Source organism: Pantoea sp. EABMAA-21, assembly GCF_030053335.1.
GTDB classification, from domain to species: Bacteria; Pseudomonadota; Gammaproteobacteria; order Enterobacterales; family Enterobacteriaceae; genus Pantoea; species Pantoea communis.
In genome coordinates, this window is record NZ_JASGBX010000012.1 from 66,873 (window position 1) to 93,748 (window position 26,876).

A 26,876-nucleotide genomic window follows, 5' to 3' on the forward strand; every position below is an offset into this window, starting at 1 on the left:
CGTTTACTGATTGGCCTCTCCCTGCAATTTGGGGAGAGGTATTTGGATCATCGCGAGGGCGGGAATCCTTGTGCACAGCAGGCGGATGACAGGATGGTTATCCCAATGTTTGTATTCGGGAGTGGGAAATGAAGCCTTTTTTGCGCTGGTGTTTTGTTGCGACAGCTATCACGCTGGCAGGATGCAGCAACTCCAATTGGCGTAAGAACGAAGTTTTGGCAGTACCTTTGCAGCCCACACTGCAGCAAGAGGTGATCCTGGCGCGAATGGAACAAATTCTTGCCAGTCGTGCCCTGACCGATGATGAACGCGCACAGCTATTATATGAGCGCGGAGTGTTGTATGATAGTTTGGGTCTGAGGGCATTAGCGCGGAACGATTTCTCGCAAGCGCTGTCTATAAGACCGGATATGCCTGAGGTGTTTAACTACCTCGGTATATACTTAACGCAGGCAGGCAATTTTGATGCTGCCTATGAAGCGTTTGATTCTGTACTTGAGCTTGATCCAACTTACAATTATGCGCATTTAAACCGTGGTATCGCCCTCTATTACGGCGGTCGATACAAGTTAGCGCAAGATGATCTGCTGGCGTTTTATCAAGACGATCCTAACGATCCTTTCCGCAGCCTTTGGCTCTATCTCGTTGAAAGCGATATGGATGCCGACAAGGCCAAAGTCACGCTGAGACAGCGACATGACAAAGCGGTCCGGGACCAATGGGGATGGAATATTGTCGAGTTCTACCTTGGCGACATCAGTGAAAAAACGCTGATGGAACGTCTCAAGGCGGACGCAACGGATAACACCTCGCTCGCTGAACATCTCAGTGAAACCAACTTCTATTTAGGTAAGTACTACCTAAGTCTGGGGGAGAAGGACGACGCGAAAGCGTTGTTCAAACTGGCGGTCGCTAACAATGTTAACAACTTTGTTGAGCACCGATACGCATTGTTGGAACTGGCGCAACTCGGCCAGACACAAGACGATTTATCAGAATCTGACCAGCAATAGCTGACGAACTTTTATTGCCTGAATACTTGTAAAGTCATCATCTTCGAGGTGAGGGCTTTTCTGTTCGTCAAAACTTCTAATTTGAGCCGGTTCACACTTTTTGATGAAAATGACTGAAAATTTTCACGACGAGTTATGTAGACTGGCCGCCGCAATCTAAGAGGCACGTGTACTACATGACTGATATTCAAACCACTTTTTCTGACCTTGGCCTGAACGCTGACATCCTCGAATCACTGAACGGTATGGGCTACGAAAAGCCATCCCCAATCCAGGCTGAGTGTATTCCTCACCTGCTGGCGGGCCGTGATGTGCTGGGTATGGCGCAGACCGGGAGTGGTAAAACAGCGGCATTCTCCCTGCCGTTACTGAACAACATTGATCCATCCGTCCGCGCACCACAGATCCTGGTGCTGGCTCCAACCCGTGAACTGGCTGTTCAGGTTGCTGAAGCGATGACGGAATTCTCTAAACACATGCGTGGCGTGAACGTGGTTGCCCTGTACGGCGGCCAGCGTTATGACGTTCAGCTGCGCGCACTGCGCCAGGGACCACAGGTTGTCGTAGGTACGCCTGGTCGTCTGCTGGATCACCTGAAACGCGGCACGTTAGATCTGTCTAACCTGCGCGGCCTGGTGCTGGACGAAGCTGATGAAATGCTGCGTATGGGCTTCATCGAAGACGTTGAAACCATCATGGCGCAGATCCCAGACGGTCATCAGACCGCGCTGTTCTCAGCGACCATGCCAGAAGCGATTCGTCGTATCACCAAACGCTTCATGAAAGATCCACAGGAAGTGCGCATTCAGTCAAGCCTGACCACGCGTCCTGACATTTCTCAGTCTTACTGGACCGCTTATGGCCGTAAAACTGACGCGCTGGTGCGTTTCCTGGAAGCGGAAGACTTTGATGCTGCCATTATCTTCGTGCGTACCAAAAACGCTACGCTGGAAGTGGCTGAAGCGCTGGAGCGCAGCGGCTATAACAGCGCAGCACTGAACGGTGACATGAACCAGGCTCTGCGTGAGCAGACACTGGAGCGCCTGAAAGATGGTCGTCTGGATATCCTGATCGCGACCGACGTTGCAGCACGTGGTCTGGACGTTGAGCGTATCAGCCTGGTTGTTAACTATGACATCCCAATGGATGCTGAGTCTTACGTTCACCGTATCGGTCGTACCGGTCGTGCGGGTCGTGCGGGTCGTGCGCTGCTGTTCGTTGAGAACCGCGAGCGTCGTCTGCTGCGTAACATCGAACGCACCATGAAGTTGACTATTCCAGAAGTTGAACTGCCAAATGCAGAACTGCTGAGCGAGCGCCGTCTGGCTAAATTCGCCGCCAAAGTACAGCTGCAGCTGGAAAGCAGCGATCTGGATATGTACCGTGCACTGCTGAGCAAAATGCAGCCGGGCGAAGATCTGGATCTCGAAACACTGGCCGCAGCACTGCTGAAAATGGCACAGGGCGAACGTCCACTGATTCTGCCACCAGAAGCACCACGCCCACCACGTCGTGAGTTCCGCGACCGCGATGATCGTCGCGATTCACGTGACTCACGTGGTCCACGCGAAAGCCGCGGTGACCGTGATGGCGCTCCACGTCGCGAACGTCGTGACGTTGGCGAAATGCAGCTGTACCGCATTGAAGTGGGCCGTGATGATGGTGTTGAAGTTCGCCATATCGTGGGCGCGATTGCTAACGAAGGCGACATCAGCAGCCGTTACATCGGTAACATCAAGCTGTTTGGTACGCACTCAACCATCGAGCTGCCTAAAGGTATGCCGGGCGAAGTTCTGCAGCACTTCACTCGCACGCGCATCCTGAACAAGCCGATGAACATGCAGTTGATGGGTGATGCTCCTGCGTTCGAGCGTAGTGAACGTCGTCCAGGCGGTCGTGATGGCGAGCGTCGTGGTAATGGCGCTCCGCGTGGCGAAGGTGCACCACGTCGCTTCTCTGAACGTCGTGAAGGTGGCCGTGAAGGCGGACGCTTCAACCGTGAAGGCGGTCGTGGCCCACGTCCAGAAGGTGCTTCTGCACCACGTCGTCGTGACGCGTAAGCGATAAAACGCTAAATAGTAAAAAGGGACGCCGCGGCGTCCCTTTTTTTATGCTCGTAAATTAAACGTTACACGCCGCCGGCAATCAACACCCGCTCTCCACTCACGTAGGCTGACTCTTCTGATGCCAGAAACAGGGCAACCTGTGCCACATCTTCTGGCAGACCAAATCGGCCTAGCGGCGTCGCGGCGATCAGTTTCGCCTTAACATCTGGATTCATCTTCTTCGCGGCCAGCAAGCCTTCAGTCAGGATAATGCCCGGTGCTAACGCATTAACGCGGATATTACGCGGCCCAAGCTCACGCGCCAGACCTTGCGTTAAGGTATCGATTGCGCCTTTGGTCGCGGCCCACAGCACTGAGCCAGGCGTGCTCTGCTTACTGTGAAGCGCACTCAGGTTAATGATCGATCCACCCCGCGCAGGGAAGTGTTTTGCCGCCTGCTGGCACACTAACACTGTACCTAACAGGTTCACATTGAGTTGCTGCTGCATTTCGCTAAGGCTGAGCTCGGCAAAGTCACCGTGATGGAAGATGCCAGCATTATTGACCACGATATCCGGCGCGCCAAACTGCTCGATGCTGCGCGCGAACAGACGCTGCACATCGGCCTCGCGTGAGATATCGGCCTGAACGGCGATGGCGTCGCTGCCCAGCTCGCAGATGTCAGTGACCACATCTGCCGCGCCCGCTTCATCCTGTCGATAGTTAACCACGACCCGAGCACCGGCCGCCGCGAAAGTCATAGCAATGGCGGCGCCAATGCCTTTCGACGCGCCCGTTACCAGCGCAATTTTGCCTTCAAGTGCTTTCATTGTGTCTCTCCACCTGAGAATTCGGGGAAGGGTAAGCATGCGCTGTCCATACAATTTTGCGGTAGCGCAATCCTGCAAGCTTTTTGCACGATCCTGCAAAAGTGTGGCTCAAGGACTAGGCGCCGCATCGGGGAAAAGCGAGAATAGATACACAGTGATTTCTCATCGCGGAGTGCGCAACGCATGATTCATCAGGAACAGTGGCAGCAGTTGGTGGCGATGATTGCGCGCCATACCCCGGAAGATGGCCGTCACTTCAGCCCCATCGATTTTCTCTCATTTGGCCGAAGCTCCAAACCCACGAGCCTGTCGCATATTGCGACCTGGGCCAGCTTTGCACTGGTGGCGCAAGGGCAAAAGGCATTGCGCATGGGTGAAGACGTGATGCATTACGGGCCGGGCGATCTGCTACTGGTGACGCTGGATATGCCGGTGCAATCCTGCGTGGTACAGGCCACGGAGGAAAAACCGAATCTGGGCGTCGGGATCACCATCAACGAAACGCGCCTGATGCACTACCTCGAACATTTCCCGTTGCAGCAGATCGGCGCAGCGGTGACCAACGAACGTGGTATCACTGTGCACAAAGTGGCCCCGCCGTTAGTCGATGCGGTGATCCGCCTGATTGAGCTGTTGGATCAACCTCAGGATATTCCAGCGCTGGCACCGTTAATTGAGCAAGAGATTTTCTATCGACTCCTTACCGGGCCGGAAGGACCTCGCATCCTCAACATGGCGTTGACGGAGCGGCCGGGCAACAAAGTGGCGCGCGCGGCACGCTGGCTACGTGAAAACTTTCATCAGCCGCTCAAGATGGATCAACTGGCCAGTAGCGTGGGCATGAGTATTTCGTCGCTGCACCATCATTTCAAATCGGTCACGGCCATGACACCAATGCAGTATCAAAAGCAGTTACGTCTTAACGAAGCGCGGCGTTTGATGTTGATTGATAAGTTAGATGCGGGAACCGCAGGGTATCGCGTGGGGTATCAGAGCGCTTCGCAGTTTAGCCGTGAATACAGCCGTTTTTACGGGCAATCGCCGGCTCGTGATGTGCGTATGGTGGCTGTGGGGCCAGAAGGATTGACCCCACAGCAGTAAACGTTACAGCGAGCGTGCCGCTTCCATCGCCAGTGCGAAGGAACGCAGACGGGCTTGCGGGTCGAAAATCTGGCCATTAACCATGATTTCATCGGCCTGCGTTTCGCGCATCAGCGCAGCCAGCCCCTGACGCACTTTATCGCTGTCACCGACAATCGACATGCTCAACGCCTGCTGCACACCATACTGCTCTGATGGTGACCAGAGGTTATCCATGTTTTCGACAGGAGCTGGCAGCGGGCCCGGTTTGCCCCGGCGCAGATTAATAAACTGCTGCTGCATCGAGGTAAACAGGAAGCGCGCATCGCGCTCGCTATCCGCCGCGACCACGTTGACGCACACCATGGCATAAGGTTTCGCCAGACGCGCAGAAGGCTTGAATTTCTCACGATAGAGATGCAAAGCCTGGAACAACAGGTCCGGTGCAAAGTGGGAAGCAAAGGCGAACGGCAAGCCGAGCTGTGCAGCCAGTTGTGCGCTGTAGAGGCTGGAACCCAATAACCAGACTGGAATCTTTAAGCCTAAACCCGGTACCGGTTGTACCGGAGGATGCTCACCCTCTTCGGCATCAAACCAACGAATCAGTTCTGCTACATCTTCCGGGAAGCTGTCCGCCTGGGCGCTGGAGAGATGGCGGCGCAGTGCGAGCATGGTGCGCTGGTCAGAACCTGGCGCACGGCCCAGCCCTAAATCAATACGGCCAGGGTATAAGGATTCGAGCGTACCAAACTGTTCAGCGATCACCAGCGGTGCGTGGTTGGGCAGCATAATACCGCCAGATCCGAGGCGCAGAGTTTCGGTATTCGCGGCCAGATAGCCAATCAACACGGAGGTTGCCGCACTGGCGATACCGGTCATGTTGTGGTGCTCAGCGAGCCAGTAACGATGGAAACCAAGGGCTTCAGATTGACGCGCCAGCGCCAGCGAATTGTGGAAAGCTTCGCGCGCAGCAGAACCTTGCGGGATAGGTGCAAGATCCAGCACGGACAGGCGAACGTTTTTTTTCTCAGACATGGGCACTCCAGATAATGATGGCGCAGGTGTTATCAGACCTGCGCCAGTCAGTATTACGCATCATTACCCATATTAAAACTGCTATTAACAGCAGGAATATAGCCGGAATGTGCCTTTACCGTCCGCCTTCAAGCGCCATACCCGCTAAACGACGCCAGTAACCATTGCATTCACTGCCGCGCGCCATCATCAGCGGCGCTTCACCGGCTTCGTTCGCACGGAAGCGAGCAACCTCTGTTAGCGTGGTTTCATCCTGCGGCGAGAGGCGTACGATGTCGATCCAGTTATGCATGCCGGCCAAATCGTTACCAAGGTTATAACAGTAGCCGCTCATGGTCTGGATGCCATTCAACACAAACACCTGTTGGCCCTCCTGTGACAGCACGCGGCGACCAGTGGGATAGTGAATACAGCAAGTTTGACAGTCATCTTTGGCGCGATTTTCGGAACGGGCGGTAAAGCAGCGTGCCGACAGCGCCAGCGGCAGATGGCCATAGCCCAATACCTCCACTTCGAACTTGTCGCGCAGGCCTGCGGCATCGCACTGCTGCAACAGTTGAATCAGCCAGTCGCGCGACATCTCGACCGGTAAACACCAGCGCGTCATACCCTCTTTGAGCAGCAACTGTAGCGTTTGCGCGTTGTAGACGTTAAGCGTTGGCCCGGCGACAAACGGCAGCTTACGTTCGGCTGCCATGTTAACGGTGCCGATGTCGTTGGCTTCCAGCAAAAACTCACCGTTCTCCACATAGCGCCGCAGCTCTTTGACTTCCGAAGGCGACTGCAACAGCGCCAGCGTGCTGAGCACGACCTGTTTACGGTGTTGTGCCAGGTGGCGTGCTAATTCCATCCATTGCTGGAATGAGGTTGCACGACGTTTACTGCATACCGCTTCGCCGAGGTAGATGATGTCAGCAGAGCTGACGGCAGCCTGCTGATAAAAGCGTTCCAGCGTTTCCGTTGGCCAGTACCACAGCACCGGCCCGATGGCATATTTCATAGCATCTCCTCACTGCCAGCTGCGGTGATAGGCACCGAGCGTGGTCTGGCTACCTTCAGAAAGTTCGCCCAACGCGCGCATCCAGGGTTCCTGCACCTCGAATTGCTCGGGCGAGGCCATGCAGCGATCAATCGCCTGGCGCCACACTTTTGCTACTTGCGCCACATAAGCCGGACTGCGCTGGCGGCCTTCAATTTTTACCGAAGCAATATTGGCGCGAAGCAACTCCGGCAACAGCGATAAGGTATTCAGGCTGGTGGGTTCTTCCAGCACGTGATAGCGCTGGTCATCCACTTCATAGCGCCCTTTACACAGCGTGGGATAACCGGCGCTCTCATCGGCGCTGTAACGATCAATCAGCACTTCATTCAGGCGTGATTCCATCCCCAGCGGCGTTTGCTGCCAGCGCACGAATTTTGCCGGCGAGCAGGCACCCGCACTGTTGGGTGATTCCCCCGTCAGCCAGGAGGAGAGATAGCAACGGCCTTCCGCCATAATGCACAGGCTGCCAAAGGCAAAGACTTCCAGCGGCACCGGTGTTTCACGCGCCAGCTGTTTAACCTGATGCATCGACAGTACGCGCGGCAACACCACGCGGCTGAGATCGAAATGGCGATGGTAAAAGTGGATGGCCTGCAAATTTGTCGCCGAAGCTTGCACGGAAAGGTGGCGTTCCACCTGCGGATAACGCTGCGCGGCATACTCCAGCGTAGCGATATCGGCGAGAATCAAGGCATCTGCGCCGTTCTGCGCCGCCACATCAATGGCCGTTTGCCAGCGATTCATCCCATCAGGATGGGCAAAGGTATTGATGGCCACGTGCAGCTTGCGGCGATGCTGGTGCAGGAAGCGCGCCGCTTCTGCCAGCTTCTTGTCAGTAAAATTAAGGCCAGCAAAGTGGCGGGCATTGGTGTCATCTTTCAAACCGACATACACTGCATCGGCGCCATGCTCCACCGCCGATTTCAGCGCAGGTAAATTCCCCGCTGGACACAGCAGTTCCATACATTTCCTCCCCCGAATTCCGAAGCGTTAAAGTGTAGGGAAGGCGACAGGCGTGAATGTTGATTTAAGGCAGTGAAAGCGTCAGTCAGCATGCAGAGTGAAGATTATTTAATCAATTCTTCCGCAATTTCCTTGATCTCAGTGGAGGCGAGGGCGCCTGGATGTGGCAATATAGGTAAAATTTTCTGAAGGGATTGTTGATGATGTTTTCGCGCTTACGCGGCCTGATGGTGAAAAAAGGCCCAGAATTCCTTGCCTTACCTATTTCATTCACCCCATTCCCTGTAAAAAAAGTGGTTTTGCAACAACTCTTAAACTGGCAATTTCGTCATGCTTTGTCTGAAGGTGAGTTAGACTTTCTGGAAGGGCGCTTTCTTGGGATTGAGATTGCAGATGTGAATCTGCGCTGGATCACCACCTTGCAGAATGGACGCCTGACCGTTTCACGCGACGCCGAGGCAGATGTCTGGTTCCGCGGTGAAGCCAACGACTTGTTGCTGGTGGCAGCACGCAAAGCAGACCCCGATATGTTGTTCTTCCAACGCCGTCTGGTGATTGAGGGCGACACGGAGCTGGGTTTGGAGGTGAAGAATTTGATGGATGCCATTGAACTGGAGGCCATGCCCACGTCTTTGCGCACGGGGTTGCAGCAGCTGGCTGCCTTTGTTGAGGCAGGAATGAAACAGGACGCGGAGGCCGCTGAGGCGCGCGCGGGGATCTCATGTTGATTCGTACTGAAATTGGTGTGGATGCGGCGGGCATCGACAGCTTATTGAAGCGTAGTTTTGCGACCTCCGCCGAGGCTGAACTGGTGCAGCAGCTGCGTGAAGATGGTTTATTAACGCTAGGTGTAGTGGCCACGGATGATGAAGGGCAGGTATTAGGTTATGCCGCCTTTAGCCCGGTGACCTTACAAGGTGAAGACCGCAATTGGGTGGCGCTGGCGCCTCTGGCGGTGGATGAATCCGTGCGCAAGCAGGGCATTGCCAAACAGCTGGTGTATGAAGGGCTCGATTCTCTGAACGAGTTCAGCTACAGCGCGGTGGTGGTATTGGGCGATCCCGAATTCTACAACCCGTTGGGCTTCGAACCGGCGGCACGTCACGGCTTGCACTGTCGCTGGCTGGGCAGTGAAGCGGCATTTCAGGTGTATAAATTAGCGGATGATGCATTTACGGGCGCAGAAGGATTAATCGCTTTCTCCGAACCTTTTAATCGTTTCGATTAAACCACGCATTTAGGCATGAAGGCTGCTGCGATACCAGCAGCAGCTTTTGCGTGCGGCTGAGTTGCTTCACCTGATACTCCAGACGAGAAGCGGCTGATCGGTCGCCTGCATCGCAATTAAACACCAGCGTCAGCGGACCTTTGCCACGCAATGCGCGCGCACCTTTCCCGGATTGATGCTGCTGCAGGCGGCGATGAACATCTGTGGTAATGCCTGTATAAAGCATCCCGGCGGCGGTTTGCAGCATATAGAGCTGCCAGCCCTGTTGCATATGACTTTTCCTGTTCAATGGCTGTTGGGCAGTGTAGCGCGCTTAGGCTAGCCTCGCTATCTGCCCCATGGAGTTGCATTGTGTCTGACCATTCTCATCTTATTCGTTTTCTTAAAAAACAGCGTGCCCTGTCATTGTGCGCCAGTCATGGCGACGATCTGTGGTGTGCCAACTGCTTTTACGTGCTGGATGAAACACGAATGGCGTTTTGGTTGATGACCGAACCCGATACGCGACACGGCACCCTTATGCAAGCTAATCCGCGCGTGGCGGGGACGGTTAACGGCCAGCCGAAAACCGTGTTGCTAATCAAAGGCGTGCAGTACAGTGGCCGTATTCAGCAGCTTACTGGAGAGCGTGAAGCGCAGGCGCGGCATGCCTACCAGAAACGTTATCCGATTGCCCGCAAGGTTCAGGCACCCTTGTGGGAGATTATGTTGGATGAGCTGAAGATGACTGACAACGCGCTGGGCTTCGGCAAAAAAATCCTTTGGCAGCGCGATAAAACCGGCGAAAGTTAATTTTCCGCGCCCGATCAAACTTACGCTAACTTTGCGTAGCAGATTCCAATAACCTGAATAACACTATGGATTAACCGCCTCACTTCCCGGTGCGGCATTCGTTATTCTGTAGAATACGGAATCTGCTATGACCCAACTTGCATCTTCTGCACCAGCGGCGCGCTTCGCATGGTGGAAACCCTTGCTGTTCCTCGCCGTCGTCGTCATTGGCCTGTGGTACGTCAAATGGCAGCCCTATTACGGCAAAGCCTTCACAGCGGCTGAAACCCATTCAATCGGCATATCCATTTTGGCGAATGCCGCGGATTCACCGTGGCGCGCGGCGCTGGATTACGCGATGGTTTACTTCCTCGCCGTCTGGAAAGCCGCAGTGCTGGGTGTGATTTTGGGATCGCTGGTACAGGTGCTGATCCCACGCAACTGGCTGCTGCGCCTGATGGGCAACTCGCGGTTTGGATCGACGCTGATCGGCACCGGTTTAGGCTTGCCGGGGATGATGTGCACCTGTTGTGCCGCGCCGGTGGCGGCGGGTTTGCGTCAGTCGCAGGTATCCAGCGGGGCGGCGATGGCCTTTTGGCTGGCCAATCCGCTATTAAATCCCGCCACGCTAATCTTTATGGGATTTGTGCTGGGTTGGCACTTCGCGGCGATTCGGCTGGTGGCGGGCGTGATCATGGTGCCAGGCATTGCATCGCTGGTGCAGCGTAGCGTGCCAGAACAAACCATTGCCGCGCCCATGGTGATGGCTGCCGACAGCGAGCAGCCGTTTCTGACTCGCTGGCTGCGCGTGATGTGGCGGCTGTTCTGGAACACCATCCCGCTGTATATCGTTGCCGTGCTGTTATTGGGTGCTGCGCGAGTCTGGCTGTTCCCGCATGCCGATGGCGCAGTGGGCAACACGCTGTTTTGGGTGATGCTGATGGCGATAGCGGGCTGTTTGTTTGTCATTCCCACCGCTGCAGAAATTCCCATTGTACAGACCATGATGCTGGCGGGCATGGGGATCGCGCCTGCGCTGGCGCTGCTGGTAACCTTACCCGCCGTGAGTGTGCCATCGCTACTGATGCTGCACCGTGCCTTCCCGGCGCGCGCGCTGTGGATCGCGCTGATTGGCGTGGCGCTGAGCGGTATGATCCTCGGTACGATCGCCCTGTGGCTGACGTAAATACCAGATCTTCTGATTGCGGCTGCCGCGCCATAGCAGCCGCGCATCTTTCTCCGCTTCCACAAACCGCCCGTCGATCAGCACATCAATTTCATCCACCACTTCACGCTGTGCCGCGCTCAGTTCCGCCATCTCATAGCCGGTCCACAGCCAGATATCTTTGTCCGGGCATTCACGCCGCACGCGTTTCACCAGACGACGGATGTGCGGCACATTGTGCGGATGCAGGGGATCGCCGCCGCTGAGCGACAACCCCTGGCGCGGAATGCGCTGATCCTTGAGATCGGCAATCAGCTGCTCTTCCATCTCCAGCGTGAAGGGATCACCGGAATCGAGGCGCCAGGTACTTTGGTTGTAGCAGCCGCGACACTGATGCTCGCACCCGGCAACAAACAGCGTGCAGCGCGTGCCCGGCCCGTTGACGATATCGACGGCGTAATAGCGATGAATACGCATCATCCTAACTGTCCGGTATCCAGATGTTTAACGCGACGCTGTACTTCTTCCTGCTTGCCGGCATTAAAGGGGCGCGCATCGGGGCTGCCCAGATAGCCACAAACACGGCGCGTGACGGAAACCCGTGCCGGATCGTGGTTACCACAGCACGGACAGGTAAAGCCTTTGCTGGTGCAACTGAATTCACCCGTAAAGCCGCATTCGTAGCACTCATCGATGGGCGTATTGGTGCCGTAATAGGGCACGCGGTGATAGCTGTAATCCCACACATCCTCCAGTGCCTTGAGGTTGTGCTGAATATTGGGGTATTCGCCGTAACAGATGAAGCCGCCATTGGCGATGGCGGGATAGGGCGCTTCAAAATCGATCTTGTCGTAGGGATTTACTTTCTTTTCGACGTCGAGGTGGAAGCTGTTGGTGTAGTAGCCTTTGTCGGTGACGCCCGGCACCACACCAAATTCGGCGGCATCGAGCCGGCAGAAGCGATCGCAGAGATTCTCGCTTGGCGTGCTGTACAGGCTAAAACCGTAGCCGGTCTCGTCTTTCCACGCATCCACAGCAGCACGCAGTCGCTGCACAATCGCCACACCTTTTTCCCGCAGGTGCTGCGCATCATACGGATGGACTTCATTGCCGCTCAGCGCGTTCAGCGTTTCATGCAGGCCGATGTAGCCGAGCGAGATCGAAGCACGGCCGTTGCGGAAAATCGCGCCGACTTCGTCATCAGCGTTCAAACGTACGCCACACGCGCCCTCCATGTAGAGAATCGGCGCTACGCGTGCTTTGGTTTTCTCCAGCCGGGCGATGCGCGTCATCAATGCCCGTTTAGCCAGTTCAAGCCGTTCATCCAGCAGCAGCCAGAAATGAGCTTCATTGCCTTTGGCTTCCAGTGCAATGCGCGGCAGGTTCAGGCTTATGACCCCAATATTGTTTCGCCCTTCGTGAATCTGCTTACCGTTTTCCTCATACACGCCGAGGAAGCTGCGGCAGCCCATCGGGGTTTTGAACGAACCGGTGACTTCCACCACCTTGTCGTAATTGAGAATGTCGGGATACATGCGCTTGCTGGCACACTCCAGCGCCAGCTGTTTGATGTCGTAGTTAAAATCACCGGGACGACGATTCACCCCTTCGCGGATGGCAAACACCAGTTTCGGGAACACCGCAGTTTTATGGTTTTTCCCCAACCCTGCGATGCGATTACGCAGAATCGACTGCTGAATCAGGCGCGCGGCCCAATCGGTGCCGAGACCAAAGCCAAAGGTGACAAACGGCGTCTGCCCGTTGGCAGTGTGCAGCGTGTTGACCTCATATTCGAGAGACTGGAATGCGTCATAACACTCTTTCTCGGTGCGCACGCGCGCATAGGCTTCCGCATCCGGGATCTGCCACTGCTGTGCCACGGCGCGATGTTTCTCCAGACTAAGCGTCACAAACGGCGCCAGCACTTCATCAATGCGGTTGATGGTGGTACCACCGTAAATATGGCTGGCGACCTGCGCAATAATTTGTGCTGTCACCGCCGTCGCGGTGGCAATGGATTTTGGCGGCTCGATTTCGGCGTTGCCCATCTTGAAGCCGTTGTTCAACATGCCCTGAAGATCGATCAACATGCAGTTAAACATCGGGAAAAATGGCGAATAGTCGAGATCGTGATAGTGGATCTCACCGCGCTCATGCGCCAGAACCACATCACGCGGCAGCAGCTGCTGCTGGGCATAATGTTTGGCAACGATGCCTGCCAGCAAATCGCGCTGGGTGGGGATCACTTTGCTGTCTTTGTTGGCGTTTTCGTTGAGCAGCGCGGCATTGGTTTGTTCAACCAGGCCGCGAATGGCGTGATGCAGTTTGCCACGCTGTTCACGGGCTAAATCACGGTCATGGCGATATTCGATATACGCGCGCGCTAGCTGCGGCCAGCGTCCGGCCATCAGCGTCTCTTCCACTGCGCACTGAATGTCACGGATATCGACCTCAATGCGATCGGACAATCGCTGGCTCACTTGCTCTGCGACTTGTGTGCACCAACTCGCATCATCAATCTGAGCAGCTTGCGCCGCCGCCTGAACCGCTAGCGCAATACGCTGCGCTTCAAACGGCACTTTACAGCCGTCTCGCTTAATCACCACCGCCGCCATTTTCTCTCCGTGAAACTATATGTAGATATTTGTGCAGAGTGTAATCGCAATATGTGGTGTTTTGGCTGAAATTAATTGCGTTGTTTTTGACCTGCCGCAAAGAAGACATAACGAAGATTGAAAGCCGCACAATGGTAAAGCGGACTAAACTTCAAAAGTTTTAAGCAGACCAAACTTCGAACTTTTACAACTTGATTTGCGATGCGAAGCAGGTTTAATGATTTTTTTTTTGCCTATTTTTGGCCCGTCATTTAATTACAAGGATGCCTTACATGCCTCTGCAACGAACGCTGCTCGCCTGTTGTTTATCCCTGACTTTTTCCGCTGTTGCCTCCCCCGCCTCTGATCTGCCTTTAATGCCCTGGCCGCAAAAAGTGGTGCAGCCTGCCAGCGGCGGCGCATTGACGCTGACACCGCAATTCACGCTGCATATTACGGGCGATCATCTGGAGGGGGCTGAAGCGCGCTGGCGTGCGCGCATTTCACGTCAAACCGGTTGGCCGCTGCTGCCCGCCAGTGCGCCGAGCGATCAGGCCACCATTCAGGTACAAATTGCCCAGGCAGTGGATCCCTTGCCACAACCGGACAGCGATGAGAGCTATCATCTTGAGGTCAACAGCGGCGGCGTGACGCTAAAAGCCAACACGCGTTTCGGTGCGATGCGCGGCATGGAGACACTGCTGCAGTTGATTCAGAATAATGAGACGGGAACGCAGATCCCCTACGTCATCATTGACGATAAACCACGCTTCCCGTGGCGCGGGGTGCTGATCGATTCGGCACGCCACTTCCTGCCGATTGAAACGGTGAAGCGGCAGATTGACGGTATCGCCGCAGCGCGAATGAACGTATTCCACTGGCATCTGACCGATGATCAGGGCTGGAGATTTGCCTCCAGCCACTATCCGCAGTTGCAGGAGAAGGCCAGCGACGGTCTTTACTACACGCAGCAACAGATGCGTGATGTGGTGCGTTATGCCACCCAGCGCGGCGTGCGCGTGGTGCCGGAAATTGATGTGCCGGGGCACGCCTCGGCGATCGCGGTGGCGATGCCAGAACTGCTCAGCGCGCCGGGCCCGTACCAGATGGAACGCGGCTGGGGCGTGTTTAAACCGCTGCTCGATCCCAGCAACGAAGCGGTCTTCACCTTCATCGATACGCTAATGGGCGAGGTTACGGCGATCTTCCCCGATCCTTATATCCATATCGGCGGCGATGAAGTGGATCCGACCCAATGGAACGACTCGCCGAAGATTCAGCAGTTTATGCGCGACCATGGCCTGAAGGACACGCACGCATTACAGGCGTGGTTCAATCAGCGAGTGGAGAAGATCCTGGAAGCGCATCAGCGCCGGATGATTGGCTGGGATGAGGTTTACCATCCGGACCTGCCGAACAGCATTTTGATCCAGTCCTGGCAGGGGCAGGATGCGTTAGGTGAGGTGGCGAAGCACGATTTCCGTGGCATTCTCTCAACCGGTTTCTATCTCGATCAACCGCAAACCGCAGCCTACCACTACCGCAACGAGCCCTGGCCGCAGGGACTCCAGGGTCAGGATCAGATTCAAGCCGACGAGCAAGCGCAGAGCTGGCAGTTCACCATGCCGCGTTTGAAGGGCAGCCCGGTCAAAGGCAGTTTCACTCTGGTGGAAGCTAAAAACGGCTGGCGTGGCTATATTGATTTCAGCGGCAAAGCGCGGCGTATGGTGAGTGATATTCGCTGGCTGTCGCCCACGCAGCTGACCTTTAGCGTGGATACCTGGATGGGGCCGTTTCAGCCAATGGTCACTCTGACGCAGGACAAACTGACCGGTTATATGCTGGTGGGCAATGTGCGCTATCCCGCTGAGGGCAGCAAGCTGGCACAGGTGCCGACCGGTATTCAGCCTTCAGTGCCAACGCCTGAGCAAATGCAAAACAACCTGATTGGCGGTGAAGCAGCGCTGTGGGCGGAAAACGTCAACAGCCGGGTAATTGATACGCGTTTATGGCCGCGTGCCTTTGTGGTGGCTGAGCGTCTGTGGTCGGCGAAGGATGTCACCGACAGCGACAACATGTACCAACGCTTAAACGCGGTGGATCGCTGGGGCACGGTGTCGGTGGGATTACAGCAGCATCAGCAGGCGGAGGTGCAGATGATGCGACTGGCCAACACCAGCGATATCACGCCGCTGCGCGTGCTGGCGGAGGTGCTGGAACCGGCGCAGTATTACACGCGTCAGCACCTGAAATTCCAGGCAGGGCACTATGACTATTTCGAGCCGCTCAATCGTCTGGCGGATGTACTGCCTGCCGAAAGCGAACCGGTGCGGTTACTGGATAAACAAGTCGATGCACTGATCGCCAACCGCGAGGATCGCATGGCGGCCAACGTTATTCGTCAGCAGTTACAGCGCTGGCAGAACAACAGTGACGCGGTGATGCCGCTGATTCTGAGCAGCTATCAGCTCAAGCCGCTGCAGCAGCAGGTTCAGCAGGTGGCGCAACTGAGCCGCATGGGCATCGATTTGGTCAATGCGATGCAGCGTAATCAGGCGTACGGTGCCAGCGAAGTGGCCGAGATGCATGCCAAACTGGATGCCGCTGCCGAGGTGCAGGATGAAACCGTGCTGGCGCTGGTCAGGCCGCTAGAGAAGCTGCTGAGGTCGTCTAAATAAACGGATGCGCGATCAATTACGCCGCTACGAGGGGATGGCACACCATGGAATTACGTCGCTACGGGGGTGAAGAGCACGCCATGCATTGATGTCGCTAAGGTGATGTTCTAACACACTCATCGCGCCGCCACAGTTGAGTACAAATTTGTAGCGGCGCAATTTATTGCGCATTGCCTTTACTTAACGATGTACGGCAATGGCCTCAATCTCGATCTTCACGTCTTTTGGCAGACGCGCCACTTCCACACAAGAACGTGCTGGGAAGCTGGCATCGTGCTCGGTGAAGAAGGCTTCGTAAGTGGCGTTAACGGTGGCGAAGTCATTGAGATCTTTCACGAACACGGTGGTTTTCACAATGTCGCCCACTTTCAGGCCAGCGGCTTCCACGATCGCCTTCACGTTCTCCAGTGACTGACGCGCCTGCGCAGACACATCATCTGCCACGGCACCGGTCGCCGGATCAACAGGGATCTGGCCTGAAGTGATGATCATGCTGCCGAGATCCACGCCCTGCACATAAGGGCCAATTGCTGCGGGTGCTTTTTCTGTGCTGATTTCGCGAGACATTGTTTCTCCTTAAAAGTGCGCAGCCGACCTTTGTCAGCCGCGTATTGGTTCGCCCCATTATAGGGACGATAAGCACGATTACCAGTGACCGAGCACCACGTGGCGCGCGAACTCTTTCTCGCAATATTTGCACTTCAGGTGCACATCATCGTCACGCTGTTTCACCGCGAAGCTGCTGAATACTGGCTCACTGCGGCTAATGCAGTTGCTGTTCGGGCAGGTCAGCACGCGTTCGACACGGTCCGGTAAGGTCGGAGCGATTTTCGCTACTACTTCGTATTCATCAATACGGTTAACCGTGGCGTGAGGCGCATACACCGCCAGCTGGTTAATCTGATCATCGGTCAGGAAGGTATTCTCGATCTTAATCAAATCCTTGCGCCCCATCTCACCTGAAGGCAGATTCAGTCCAATGGTGATGCGCTGGTCGGTCTCGGTCAGGCGAAACAGCGACAGTAATTTAAAACCGACCTGCGCAGGAATATGGTCGATTACCGTGCCACGCTTGATGGCTTCAACCTGCAATTTATTATCGTGAGTCATCGGTTTCTCCTTACAGGGCCAGTTCGCTATTCAGTACCAGTGCCAGCAAAGCCTGGCGGGCGAAGATGCCGTTGCCCGCCTGCTGGAAATACCAGGCGTGCGGCGTGCTATCGACGTCAGTGGTGATCTCATCAATACGCGGCAACGGATGCAGCACTTTCATGTTGTCGCGTGCGCCGGCTAAATCGGCCGCGCGCAGGATGAACTGTGCTTTGACGTTGGCGTACTCAGACGGATCGAGACGCTCTTTCTGCACACGGGTCATATACAGGATGTCGAGTTCCGGCATCACTTCTTCGATGGTGTCGTGGCGCGTCCAGACTATGTTCTGCTCATCCAGCATATCGGTGATGTAGGCCGGCATCGCCAGCGCATCCGGCGCAATAAAGTAGAAACGGTTGCCGGTGAATTTCGCCAGCGCCTGGGTCAGCGAGTGCACGGTACGGCCATATTTCAGGTCACCGACCATCGCCACGTTAAGATTATCGAGGCGGCTCTGGGTTTCACGGATGGTGAAGAGATCGAGCAGCGTTTGCGTCGGGTGCTGGTTGGCACCGTCACCGGCATTGAGAATTGGAATGCCGCTGGAGAACTCAGTCGCCAGGCGCGCGGCGCCTTCCTGCGGATGACGCATCACAATCGCATCGACATAAGTGCTGATCACCGAAATGGTGTCGGCCAGCGTTTCGCCTTTCTTACCGAGCGAAGTATTGCTGCCGTCGGCGAAGCCCACCACTGAAGCACCCAAACGATGCATAGCGGTTTCAAACGACAGGCGGGTGCGCGTCGAGGCTTCAAAGAAGCAGCTGGCGATCACGTTGTGCTTCAGCAGTTCCGGCTGGGGATGAGCCTTGAGCTGGGCAGCGGTGTGTAACACCAGCTCCAGCTCTTCGCGGTTGAGATCGTTAATGGAAATAATGTGCTTGCGATATAGCGGGTTGGCCATAGCGTTCTCCTCTGCGCTGCCGGATTGCGGACAAAAAAAAGCCCCTGCTTAAGGGGCTTTTTTTACGATCAATGGTTGACGGAAAGAAACAGCGGCATCGCCTGTGGTCAGGCGGGGTAGAGCGGCAAATTGTACGCTGCGCTGTTGCATGTTTCCTCCGGCAAATTGTGGCGCATTATACGCATTCACTGATTTGCATCAAGCAGAAATCGCCGCAAGGTAAACGTTTGCTTTATGGGTTACCCAGCGTGGCGACCATCACCGCTTTGATGGTATGCATGCGGTTTTCGGCCTGATCGAACACGATGCTGTGCGCCGATTCAAACACCTCGTTACTCACTTCCATGCCGTCTTTCAGACCATACTGTTCAGCCATCTGACGGCCCAGCGTGGTTTGATCATCATGGAAGGCGGGCAGGCAATGCAGGAATTTCACCTGTGGATTGCCGGTCAGCGCCAGCATCGCGCTGTTTACCTGATACGGACGCAGCAGGGCGATACGCTCTTCCCATACCGATTTCGCTTCACCCATCGACACCCACACATCAGTGTAGATGAAATCCGCACCTTGTACGCCCTCGGCAATCTCTTCGGTCAGGGTGATTTTGCCACCGGTTTTCTGTGCTGCAACGCGACACTGTTCAACCAACTGCTCTTCCGGCCAGCAACCCTTCGGTGCCACCAGGCGCAGGTCCAGCCCTACCAGAGCTGCCGCTTCCAGCATGCTGTTGCCCATGTTGTTACGTGCGTCACCCACATATACCAACGTCATATCGCTCAATGGTTTACCTGGCAGATGTTCTTGCATGGTGAGCAAATCTGCCAGCAACTGCGTCGGGTGGAATTCCGTGGTCAATCCGTTCCACACCGGCACACCGGCAAATTCCGCCAGCGTTTCCACCAATTCCTGGCCGAAGCCACGATACTGAATGCCATCATACATGCGGCCTAATACGCGAGCGGTGTCTTTCATCGACTCTTTATGGCCGATTTGGCTGCCGCTTGGGCCGAGATAAGTCACGTTAGCGCCCTGATCATATGCGGCAACTTCGAAAGAGCATCGGGTACGGGTCGAGTCTTTTTCGAAGATGAGCGCGATATTCTTGCCTTTCAGGTACTGCGTTTCGGTAGCATTTTTCTTAGCGTGTTTTAATTCACCTGCCAGACTTAGCAGGTCGGCGATTTCAGCGGGGGTGAAATCCAGCAATCTCAGGAAGTGTCTCGAATACAGCTGACTCATACAGCGCTCCAGATGGGGACTAATAATGAATTAAAATTCAATCTAACCGTATGAATATGCATTTTCAACCCCGACGTTAAGAAACTTTCCGTTTTGTGTAGTGGCGCGCGAGGCAGTGTGGGAAAATAATTGCATTCACGTCGAACATTTTGAGGACACGCACATGGCATATGAAGCATTGCTGGAAGAACAGCGCGAAGAAACCCGCCTGATCATTGAAGAGTTGCTGGAAGACGGCAGCGATCCGGATGCGCTTTACACTATCGAGCATCACCTCTCTTGCAACAACTTCGACTCACTGGAGAAAGTCGCGGTTGAGGCTTTCAAACTGGGCTTTGAGGTGAGCGAGCCAGAAGAGCTGGAGCTGGAAGAGGGTGGCACGGTGATGTGTGTGGATATCCTGAGCGAAGGCGCATTGAAGCCAGAGCTGATTGATGCACAAGTTGAGCAACTGGTGAATCTGGCCGGTAAGTTCAACGTTGATTACGACGGTTGGGGCACTTACTTCGAAGACCCGGACGCGGAAGATGAAGACGACGATGGTGATTTCATCGACGACGAAGAAGACGACGGTGTGCGTCACTAAGTCTTAAACGGGCGGCGCTCGCCGCCCAGAACCACTTCCCCGCCAGATAAAGAACGCCGATGAATTACGCTCCTCTGTTAGAACCCATTTATGACTTCCTGCACTGCCGCACGCCACAAGCGTGGATTGACGAAGCGCGCAAGCCGGAAAACCTGACGCTGTTGTTGACCGATCACATGGTGTGCGAGTTAAAAGCGGCACAAACCGCGGTGTTTATCATTCGTAAGTATGTAGCCGATAAACCCAGTGGCGATGCCATTCTGGCGTGGCTCAAGCCGTACGAAGATTTCATCTACCGCGAAGAGCCAGACAGCAACTTCATTAACGCACATAAAAATCTGACCAAGAGCATCATTGTGCGTAACGAACTGCCGTGGGCGGATGATTTGGTCGAGATGATGATTCTGCTGATCAAAGAAGAGCTGCATCATTTTTATCAGGTGTGGGAAATCATGCAGTCGCGGGGTTTGCCGTATCGCAAAATCACTGCCAGCCGCTATGCCAAAGGGCTGATTCGTGAAATCCGTACGTTTGAACCTGAAGCGCTGGTGGATAAGCTGATTTGCGGAGCCTATATCGAAGCGCGATCCTGCGAGCGTTTTGCCAGCCTGGCGCCGTATCTGGATGAACAGCTGCAGAAGTTCTATATTTCGCTGCTGCGTTCTGAAGCGCGCCACTATCAGGACTACCTGAAGCTGGCGGAACAAATTTCTGCGAAGGATATTGCACCGCGCGTACAGGCCTTTGGTGCAGCGGAAGCGCGCTTAATCAGCGAGCCGGATGGTGAGCTGCGTTTCCATAGCGGTGTACCTGCTTACTAAGTTGGGTGCGCAAATCTGCGCACCGCTTTTACATCACAACATCTTCAGCATCCGCACTTCACAATCGCCGTGCCCGGTACAACCCATCGCGTTATCAATCAGCTCAAATCCCAGTGATTCATACAGCTTAATCGCGCGGGTTAGCGTGCCGGTGGTTTCCAGATAGCAGCGACGGAAACCCTGCTGACGCGCATACTCCATCGCCCGCAACGCCAGCGCACGCGCCAGCCCTAAACCGCGCACTTGGGGCAGGAAGTACATCTTCTGCAATTCGCAGATGTCCGGTGCGCTACACGCCAAAGGTGCCACGCCGCCGCCGCCCACAACACGTCCCTCATGCTCGACGATCCAGTAAGCGCTGTTCGCTTCGCTGTACAACTCGAACAGGCGATCCAGATTCGGATCGGACACGGTGTAGCCTTTGTCGGCGGTCAGGCCAAACTCTGCGGAGACATCACGGATCACTTGCGCAATCAGCGGATTATCGGCCGCAACAATCGGGCGCACCTGTAAATTCAGTGGCGTAGCGGTGGTCATCATTTTCTTCCGGTGTAAAAAAGCCGGGCAGTGCCCGGCTATGATTTAGCAATTGGACTGATGCGCTTACAATGCCGCAATCACGCCCTGCTGTTCAATCAGTTTTGCTTTTGATTGTTCCAGCTCAACGATGCGCTCGCGCTCTTTCGCCACCACCGCTTCCGGTGCACGTGCAACAAAGCCTTCGTTCGCCAGTTTGACCTGGATCTTCTCAATCTCGACATCCAGCTTGGTCAACTCTTTCGCCAGACGCTCCAGCTCGGCTTCTTTGTTGACCAGATCCGCCATTGGGATCAGCAACTCAGCGCCTTCGACGATCTTGGTGACCGAGACCGGACCTTTCTCGCCCGCAGGCAGAATGGTCAGGCTTTCCAGACGCGCAAGACGTGACAGGAAGCTACGGTTCTCATCGACACGACGCTGCGCGGTTGGCGAGCAGTCACGCAGCAGCACATCCAGCGGTTTACCCGGTGCGATGTTCATTTCAGCACGGATGTTACGCACTGCCACGATCGCCTGCTTGATCCACTCGATATCCGCTTTGGCTTCCGCATCTTCTTTTGCCGCGTCAAACTGCGGGAACGGCTGCAGCATGATGGTGTCGTGATCGATGTTCTTCAGACCTTTGACACGCTGCCAGATGGTTTCGGTGATGTAAGGAATGATTGGGTGCGCCAGACGCAGCACCGCTTCCAGCACGGTAACCAGCGTATTACGCGTGCCGCGCAACTCCGCTTCGCTGCCGTTGCTCATCACAGGCTTGGTCAGCTCCAGATACCAGTCACAGAACTGGTTCCAGGTGAAGTCGTACAGGATGTTGGCAGCGATATCAAAGCGATAGCTGTCCAGCGCTTCACGATAGGCTTTCACGGTGCTGTTGAATTCGGTCAGAATCCAGCGATCGGCCAGTGACAGCTTCAGTTCGCCGCCGTTCTGCCCGCAATCATGCTCTTCGGTGTTCATCAGCACGAAACGGCTGGCGTTCCACAGCTTGTTACAGAAGTTGCGATAACCTTCAAGACGCTTCATATCCCAGTTGATGTCACGACCGGTTGAGGCCAGTGCCGCCAGGGTGAAGCGCAGGGCATCGGTGCCGGAAGCCACAATGCCGTCCGGGAACTGCTTCTCGGTACGCTTGCGGATCTTCTCAGCCAGCTGCGGCTGCATCATGTTACCGGTGCGTTTTTCCAGCAGGTCTTCCAGCGAAATGCCGTCGATCATATCCAGTGGATCGATGACGTTGCCTTTCGACTTGGACATCTTCTGGCCTTCTTCATCACGAATCAAACCGGTCATATACACGGTTTTGAACGGCACCTGTGGCTTGCCGTCTTCATCTTTGATGAAGTGCATGGTCAGCATGATCATGCGCGCAATCCAGAAGAAAATGATGTCGAAGCCACTCACCAGCACGCTGGTTGGGTGGAAGGTACGCAGTGCTTCGGTATTCTCTGGCCAGCCAAGGGTCGAGAAGGTCCACAGACCTGATGAGAACCAGGTATCCAGCACGTCGTCGTCCTGGCGCAGTACCACAACGTCAGCCAGGTTATTTTCCTGACGCACTTCGGCTTCAGTACGGCCGACATAGACGTTGCCGTCGTTGTCATACCAAGCCGGGATGCGATGTCCCCACCACAGCTGACGCGAGATGCACCAATCCTGAATGTCACGCATCCATGAGAAGTACATGTTTTCATACTGTTTTGGCACAAACTGGATGTCGCCGTTTTCGACCGCTTCTACCGCAACTTTTGCCAGTGGTGCCGTGCGCACATACCATTGGTCGGTCAGCATTGGCTCGATCACCACGCCGCCACGGTCGCCGTAAGGCACGGTCAGATCGTGTGGTTTGATTTCATCCAGCAGGCCGAGTTCATCAACCGCAGCCACCATGGCTTTACGCGCCGCGAAACGCTCCATTTTCTGGAACTGCGCTGGGATCTCATCGGCACATTCGTCGCTGACTTCACCGTTGGTGTCGAACACTTCCGCACGCTCGCGGATATCGCCATCAAAGGTCAGGATGTTGATCATTGGCAGCTTGTGACGACGACCGACTTCATAGTCGTTGAAGTCATGCGCTGGGGTGATCTTCACGCAGCCGGTGCCTTTTTCCATGTCCGCATGGTCATCGCCAACGATCGGAATGCGACGGTTCACCAGCGGCAGGATCAGTTCTTTACCGATCAGATCTTTATAGCGCGGATCTTCCGGGTTCACCGCCACGCCGGTATCGCCCAGCAGGGTTTCCGGACGAGTGGTGGCGACCACCAGATAATCTTTGCCTTCTGCGGTTTTCACGCCATCCGCCAGCGGGTAGCGGATATGCCACATTGAGCCTTTGCTCTCGCGGTTTTCCACTTCCAGGTCGGAGATAGCGGTACGCAGTTTTGGATCCCAGTTCACCAGGCGTTTGCCACGGTAAATCAGATTCTCTTTATACAGGCGCACGAAGACTTCACGCACCGCATTCGACAGGCCTTCATCCATGGTGAAGCGTTCGCGCTCCCAATCCACGGAGTTGCCAAGACGACGCATCTGACGGGTAATAGTGCCGCCAGACTCTGCTTTCCACTGCCAGATTTTGTCGATGAAAGCATCACGGCCGTAATCCTGGCGAGTTTTGCCCTCTTCAGCGGCGATCTTGCGCTCAACCACCATCTGCGTCGCGATACCGGCATGGTCAGTACCTGCCTGCCACAGGGTGTTTTTACCCTGCATACGCTGGTAACGAATCATGGTATCCATGATGGTCTGCTGGAAAGCGTGACCCATATGCAAGCTGCCGGTGACGTTCGGCGGCGGGATCATGATGCAAAAGCTTTCCTGGCTGGTGTCGCCATTCGGTTTAAAGTAGCCCTGCTGTTCCCAGTGCTCGTAGAGCGGCTGCTCGATATCTTGCGGGTTATATGTCTTTTCCATTTCTACACTGTCGTTTGCGGCGGAGGTGGCGTCGCCGTATTCAATTGGAAACCAACGCTGCGATAGGCTTTATAGCGGTCGCGCGCCAGTTGTTTTAGGGATTCTTCGTAAGGTACGAAGTCTATCACTTCATGGAAACCAGTAGCAAAATCTGCGAACTGTGGCAGCAGGCTAATCAGCAGGTCACGCGGGGAACTGCCGCGACGCTGTGGCCAGGCTAATTCCACCGGTGCGCCGTATCGCGGGCCTTCACCGGCCAGATTGTGCGGCACAAAGGCGTTGGCGGGACGCTGCCAGAGCGCTTCATCCAGACGATTAGCTTGGTCTTCATTCTCGCAGGCAATCAGAATGCGTTTGCCGTCACGCCAGCGTGTTTCGGCCAGATCGCACACCAGTGCTTCGATGGCGCTCAGGCCGTCGCTGGCGCTTTCCGACTCCATCACATAGAAAGTGGCGTTTTTCATGGCAAGCTTATTTCCATTAATGACAGTGGGGCGCATTTTGCGCCCCATGAGTTCATACGTCTATACACTTCATACTTCGAGCTGCAGATGCGTTGGCTGCTCTCGTTCACCCGAATCACTTACTTGAGTAAGCTCATCGGGACTCTCTCGTTTGCCGCCTTCCTGCACCTCGAATTATTTGTGTGTATTTTTTGCTCGGCTTTAATCGTCGCCGTTCAATCCTGCGCGGTTCAACAGGAACTGCGACAGCAGCGGAACCGGGCGGCCGGTGGCGCCTTTGGCCTTGCCAGAACGCCATGCGGTACCTGCGATGTCCAGGTGCGCCCAGTTAAACTTACGCGCAAAACGCGCCAGGAAACAGGCTGCAGTGATGGCACCGCCGGGACGGCCGCCAATGTTTGCCATATCAGCAAAATTGGATTCCAGCTGCTCCTGATACTCATCTGCCATCGGCAGACGCCACGCGCGGTCACCTGCTTGTTCTGAGGCGCTGATCAGCTCGTGCGCCAGCGGATTATGGTTCGACATCAAACCGCTGACGTGATGGCCCAGTGCAATCACGCAGGCACCGGTCAGGGTCGCGACGTCAATCACCACTTCAGGCTCGAAGCGCTCCACGTAAGTCAGCGCGTCGCACAGCACCAGACGGCCTTCCGCATCGGTATTCAGCACTTCAACAGTCTGGCCTGACATGGTGGTCAGCACATCGCCTGGACGCATCGAACGACCATCCGGCATGTTCTCACAACCCACCAGTACGCCGACGACGTTCAGCGGCAGATTGAGTTCCGCCACCATACGCATCACGCCGTACACGGACGCCGCGCCGCACATGTCGTACTTCATTTCATCCATCGAATCGGCAGGTTTGATCGAGATACCACCGGAATCGAAGGTCAGGCCTTTACCCACCAGCACAATTGGACGCGCTTCAGGATCGGTGCTGCCTTTGTACTCAATTACCGACATCAGCGATTCGTTGTGTGAGCCCGCCCCGACCGCCAGATACGCGTTCATGCCCAGCTCTTTCATCTGCTGTTCGCCGATGACACGCGTGGTGACATTTTTGCTGTAAGCATCCGCCAACTGACGCGCCTGCGACGCCAAATACGCGGCGTTACAAATATTTGGCGGCATATTGCTGAGGTCTTTGGCGGCTCTGACGCCCGCTGCCACCGCCAAACCATGCTGAATCGCACGTTCACCGCTGGTGAGTTCACGACGGGTTGGCACGTTGAACACCAGCTTGCGCAGTGGACGGCGCGGTTCAACTTTATTGCTTTTCAGCTGATCGAAGTTGTAGAGCGCTTCTTTTGAGGTTTCAACCGCCTGGCGGACTTTCCAGTAGGTGTTGCGCCCTTTAACATGCAGTTCGGTCAGGAAGCACACCGCTTCCATCGAACCGGTGTCGTTCAACGTATTGATAGTCTTCTGAATCACCTGTTTGTACTGGCGCTCATCCAGCTCGCGCTCTTTACCGCAGCCGATCAACAGGATACGTTCAGACAGGATGTTAGGCACATGGTGCAGCAGCAATGTCTGACCGACTTTGCCTTCCAGTTCACCGCGACGCAGCAGGGCGCTGATGTAGCCGTCGCTGATTTTATCCAGCTGTTCAGCAATGGGTGACAAACGGCGCGGTTCGAAAACGCCTACAACAATGCAGGCGCTACGCTGTTTTTCCGGGCTACCGCTTTTTACACTGAACTCCATGCACTCTCCTGAATCTTAAAGACAACGGCCTTAGCTGTCGTTAGAATGTAGCGCGTTCGTAACCCATTATTTTTAGCGGCGCCATGACAATTT

General features: G+C 55.3%; 25 protein-coding genes and 1 pseudogene. 11 read left to right on the plus strand and 15 right to left on the minus strand.

Going from position 1 to position 26,876, the window contains the following annotated elements; genetic code table 11:
• Window positions 1-128 precede the first annotated feature (128 nt).
• The 3 genes from nlpI to QMZ65_RS17490 all read left to right on the plus strand — a co-directional run bounded on the left by nlpI (window position 129) and on the right by QMZ65_RS17490 (window position 3,073).
• Window positions 129-1,013, plus strand: coding sequence for a lipoprotein NlpI (gene nlpI / locus QMZ65_RS17485; protein WP_008104288.1), 885 nt, complete (start codon window positions 129-131; stop codon window positions 1,011-1,013).
• Window positions 1,014-1,116: 103 nt separating this feature from the next.
• Window positions 1,117-1,173 carry a protein YrbN gene (yrbN, locus tag QMZ65_RS25380; protein ID WP_100229640.1) on the plus strand — a complete coding sequence of 19 codons (57 nt, stop codon included), beginning with the start codon at window positions 1,117-1,119 and terminating at the stop codon, window positions 1,171-1,173.
• 16 nt (window positions 1,174-1,189) lie between these two features.
• Window positions 1,190-3,073 carry a DEAD/DEAH family ATP-dependent RNA helicase gene (locus QMZ65_RS17490; RefSeq protein WP_097118209.1) on the plus strand — a complete coding sequence of 628 codons (1,884 nt, stop codon included), beginning with the start codon at window positions 1,190-1,192 and terminating at the stop codon, window positions 3,071-3,073.
• A gap of 68 nt (window positions 3,074-3,141) precedes the next feature.
• Here QMZ65_RS17490 and QMZ65_RS17495 read toward each other — a convergent pair whose 3' ends face one another.
• Window positions 3,142-3,888, minus strand: a complete 747-nt coding sequence (locus QMZ65_RS17495; RefSeq protein ID WP_058959444.1) for an SDR family NAD(P)-dependent oxidoreductase — start codon at window positions 3,886-3,888, stop codon at window positions 3,142-3,144.
• 183 nt (window positions 3,889-4,071) lie between these two features.
• On the opposite strand from QMZ65_RS17495, the gene QMZ65_RS17500 reads away from it, so the two are divergent.
• Window positions 4,072-4,989 (plus strand): AraC family transcriptional regulator, encoded by a 918-nt coding sequence (locus tag QMZ65_RS17500; RefSeq protein WP_097118211.1) that lies wholly within the window; start codon window positions 4,072-4,074, stop codon window positions 4,987-4,989.
• Between the two features lie 3 nt (window positions 4,990-4,992).
• Here QMZ65_RS17500 and QMZ65_RS17505 read toward each other — a convergent pair whose 3' ends face one another.
• The 3 genes from QMZ65_RS17505 to ubiU all read right to left on the minus strand — a co-directional run bounded on the left by QMZ65_RS17505 (window position 4,993) and on the right by ubiU (window position 8,008).
• The gene (locus tag QMZ65_RS17505; RefSeq protein WP_034826498.1) at window positions 4,993-6,003 is read right to left on the minus strand and encodes a luciferase-like monooxygenase; all 1,011 of its coding nucleotides are present in this window, start codon (window positions 6,001-6,003) and stop codon (window positions 4,993-4,995) included.
• Between the two features lie 115 nt (window positions 6,004-6,118).
• Window positions 6,119-7,003 carry a U32 family peptidase gene (locus tag QMZ65_RS17510; protein ID WP_097118212.1) on the minus strand — a complete coding sequence of 295 codons (885 nt, stop codon included), beginning with the start codon at window positions 7,001-7,003 and terminating at the stop codon, window positions 6,119-6,121.
• Window positions 7,004-7,012: 9 nt separating this feature from the next.
• The gene (gene ubiU, locus QMZ65_RS17515; RefSeq protein ID WP_283216426.1) at window positions 7,013-8,008 is read right to left on the minus strand and encodes a ubiquinone anaerobic biosynthesis protein UbiU; all 996 of its coding nucleotides are present in this window, start codon (window positions 8,006-8,008) and stop codon (window positions 7,013-7,015) included.
• Between the two features lie 203 nt (window positions 8,009-8,211).
• Between ubiU and ubiT the strand changes: the two genes are divergently transcribed.
• Window positions 8,212-8,736, plus strand: coding sequence for a ubiquinone anaerobic biosynthesis accessory factor UbiT (gene ubiT, locus QMZ65_RS17520; protein WP_058959461.1), 525 nt, complete (start codon window positions 8,212-8,214; stop codon window positions 8,734-8,736).
• Window positions 8,730-9,236, plus strand: a complete 507-nt coding sequence (locus QMZ65_RS17525) for a GNAT family N-acetyltransferase (protein WP_034826492.1) — start codon at window positions 8,730-8,732, stop codon at window positions 9,234-9,236. Before ubiT ends, QMZ65_RS17525 begins: the two co-directional genes overlap by 7 nt.
• On the opposite strand, the gene QMZ65_RS17530 is transcribed toward QMZ65_RS17525, so the two are convergent.
• Window positions 9,220-9,507, minus strand: coding sequence for a GIY-YIG nuclease family protein (locus QMZ65_RS17530; RefSeq protein WP_058959440.1), 288 nt, complete (start codon window positions 9,505-9,507; stop codon window positions 9,220-9,222). The two genes, QMZ65_RS17525 and QMZ65_RS17530, sit on opposite strands and share 17 nt — an antisense overlap.
• An 80-nt stretch (window positions 9,508-9,587) precedes the next feature.
• On the opposite strand from QMZ65_RS17530, the gene QMZ65_RS17535 reads away from it, so the two are divergent.
• Both QMZ65_RS17535 and QMZ65_RS17540 read left to right on the plus strand, forming a co-directional pair.
• On the plus strand, window positions 9,588-10,028 hold the full coding sequence (locus QMZ65_RS17535; RefSeq protein ID WP_058959439.1) for a YhbP family protein: 441 nt from the start codon (window positions 9,588-9,590) through the stop codon (window positions 10,026-10,028).
• Between the two features lie 127 nt (window positions 10,029-10,155).
• The gene (locus tag QMZ65_RS17540) at window positions 10,156-11,193 is read left to right on the plus strand and encodes a permease (protein WP_160833912.1); all 1,038 of its coding nucleotides are present in this window, start codon (window positions 10,156-10,158) and stop codon (window positions 11,191-11,193) included.
• Here QMZ65_RS17540 and nrdG read toward each other — a convergent pair.
• Window positions 11,188-11,652 (minus strand): annotated as a pseudogene (nrdG, locus tag QMZ65_RS17545) (anaerobic ribonucleoside-triphosphate reductase-activating protein); the annotation flags it as partial. The gene QMZ65_RS17540 and the pseudogene nrdG overlap by 6 nt on opposite strands.
• A complete protein-coding gene (gene nrdD, locus QMZ65_RS17550; protein WP_058959436.1) occupies window positions 11,649-13,787 on the minus strand; it encodes an anaerobic ribonucleoside-triphosphate reductase in 2,139 nt (712 codons plus the stop codon). The gene nrdD and the pseudogene nrdG, both read right to left, overlap by 4 nt.
• Window positions 13,788-14,059: 272 nt before the next feature.
• Here nrdD and QMZ65_RS17555 point away from each other — a divergent pair, with 272 nt between their 5' ends.
• On the plus strand, window positions 14,060-16,444 hold the full coding sequence (locus QMZ65_RS17555; protein WP_097118218.1) for a beta-N-acetylhexosaminidase: 2,385 nt from the start codon (window positions 14,060-14,062) through the stop codon (window positions 16,442-16,444).
• A gap of 180 nt (window positions 16,445-16,624) precedes the next feature.
• Here QMZ65_RS17555 and ridA read toward each other — a convergent pair whose 3' ends face one another.
• From ridA to argF, 4 genes are all read right to left on the minus strand, one after another.
• The gene (gene ridA / locus QMZ65_RS17560) at window positions 16,625-17,011 is read right to left on the minus strand and encodes a 2-iminobutanoate/2-iminopropanoate deaminase (RefSeq protein WP_283216427.1); all 387 of its coding nucleotides are present in this window, start codon (window positions 17,009-17,011) and stop codon (window positions 16,625-16,627) included.
• Between the two features lie 78 nt (window positions 17,012-17,089).
• Complete coding sequence (gene pyrI, locus QMZ65_RS17565; RefSeq protein WP_034826475.1) at window positions 17,090-17,554, minus strand: aspartate carbamoyltransferase regulatory subunit; 465 nt, start codon at window positions 17,552-17,554, stop codon at window positions 17,090-17,092.
• Window positions 17,555-17,564: 10 nt separating this feature from the next.
• The gene (pyrB, locus tag QMZ65_RS17570; protein ID WP_034826472.1) at window positions 17,565-18,500 is read right to left on the minus strand and encodes an aspartate carbamoyltransferase; all 936 of its coding nucleotides are present in this window, start codon (window positions 18,498-18,500) and stop codon (window positions 17,565-17,567) included.
• 232 nt (window positions 18,501-18,732) lie between these two features.
• Window positions 18,733-19,740, minus strand: coding sequence for an ornithine carbamoyltransferase (gene argF, locus QMZ65_RS17575; RefSeq protein WP_058959434.1), 1,008 nt, complete (start codon window positions 19,738-19,740; stop codon window positions 18,733-18,735).
• A gap of 163 nt (window positions 19,741-19,903) precedes the next feature.
• Here argF and rraB point away from each other — a divergent pair, with 163 nt between their 5' ends.
• Window positions 19,904-20,326 (plus strand): ribonuclease E inhibitor RraB, encoded by a 423-nt coding sequence (gene rraB, locus QMZ65_RS17580; RefSeq protein WP_034826466.1) that lies wholly within the window; start codon window positions 19,904-19,906, stop codon window positions 20,324-20,326.
• Window positions 20,327-20,385: 59 nt separating this feature from the next.
• Window positions 20,386-21,147 (plus strand): tRNA isopentenyl-2-thiomethyl-A-37 hydroxylase MiaE, encoded by a 762-nt coding sequence (gene miaE, locus QMZ65_RS17585; RefSeq protein WP_058959433.1) that lies wholly within the window; start codon window positions 20,386-20,388, stop codon window positions 21,145-21,147.
• A gap of 33 nt (window positions 21,148-21,180) precedes the next feature.
• Here miaE and QMZ65_RS17590 read toward each other — a convergent pair whose 3' ends face one another.
• The 4 genes from QMZ65_RS17590 to pepA form a co-directional block, all read right to left on the minus strand.
• Window positions 21,181-21,687, minus strand: coding sequence for a GNAT family N-acetyltransferase (locus QMZ65_RS17590; RefSeq protein ID WP_374754031.1), 507 nt, complete (start codon window positions 21,685-21,687; stop codon window positions 21,181-21,183).
• Between the two features lie 63 nt (window positions 21,688-21,750).
• On the minus strand, window positions 21,751-24,606 hold the full coding sequence (locus QMZ65_RS17595; RefSeq protein ID WP_283216428.1) for a valine--tRNA ligase: 2,856 nt from the start codon (window positions 24,604-24,606) through the stop codon (window positions 21,751-21,753).
• A gap of 2 nt (window positions 24,607-24,608) precedes the next feature.
• The gene (locus QMZ65_RS17600; protein ID WP_097118221.1) at window positions 24,609-25,070 is read right to left on the minus strand and encodes a DNA polymerase III subunit chi; all 462 of its coding nucleotides are present in this window, start codon (window positions 25,068-25,070) and stop codon (window positions 24,609-24,611) included.
• 201 nt (window positions 25,071-25,271) lie between these two features.
• Window positions 25,272-26,783, minus strand: coding sequence for a leucyl aminopeptidase (pepA, locus tag QMZ65_RS17605; RefSeq protein ID WP_034826455.1), 1,512 nt, complete (start codon window positions 26,781-26,783; stop codon window positions 25,272-25,274).
• Between the last annotated feature and the right edge of the window lie 93 nt (window positions 26,784-26,876).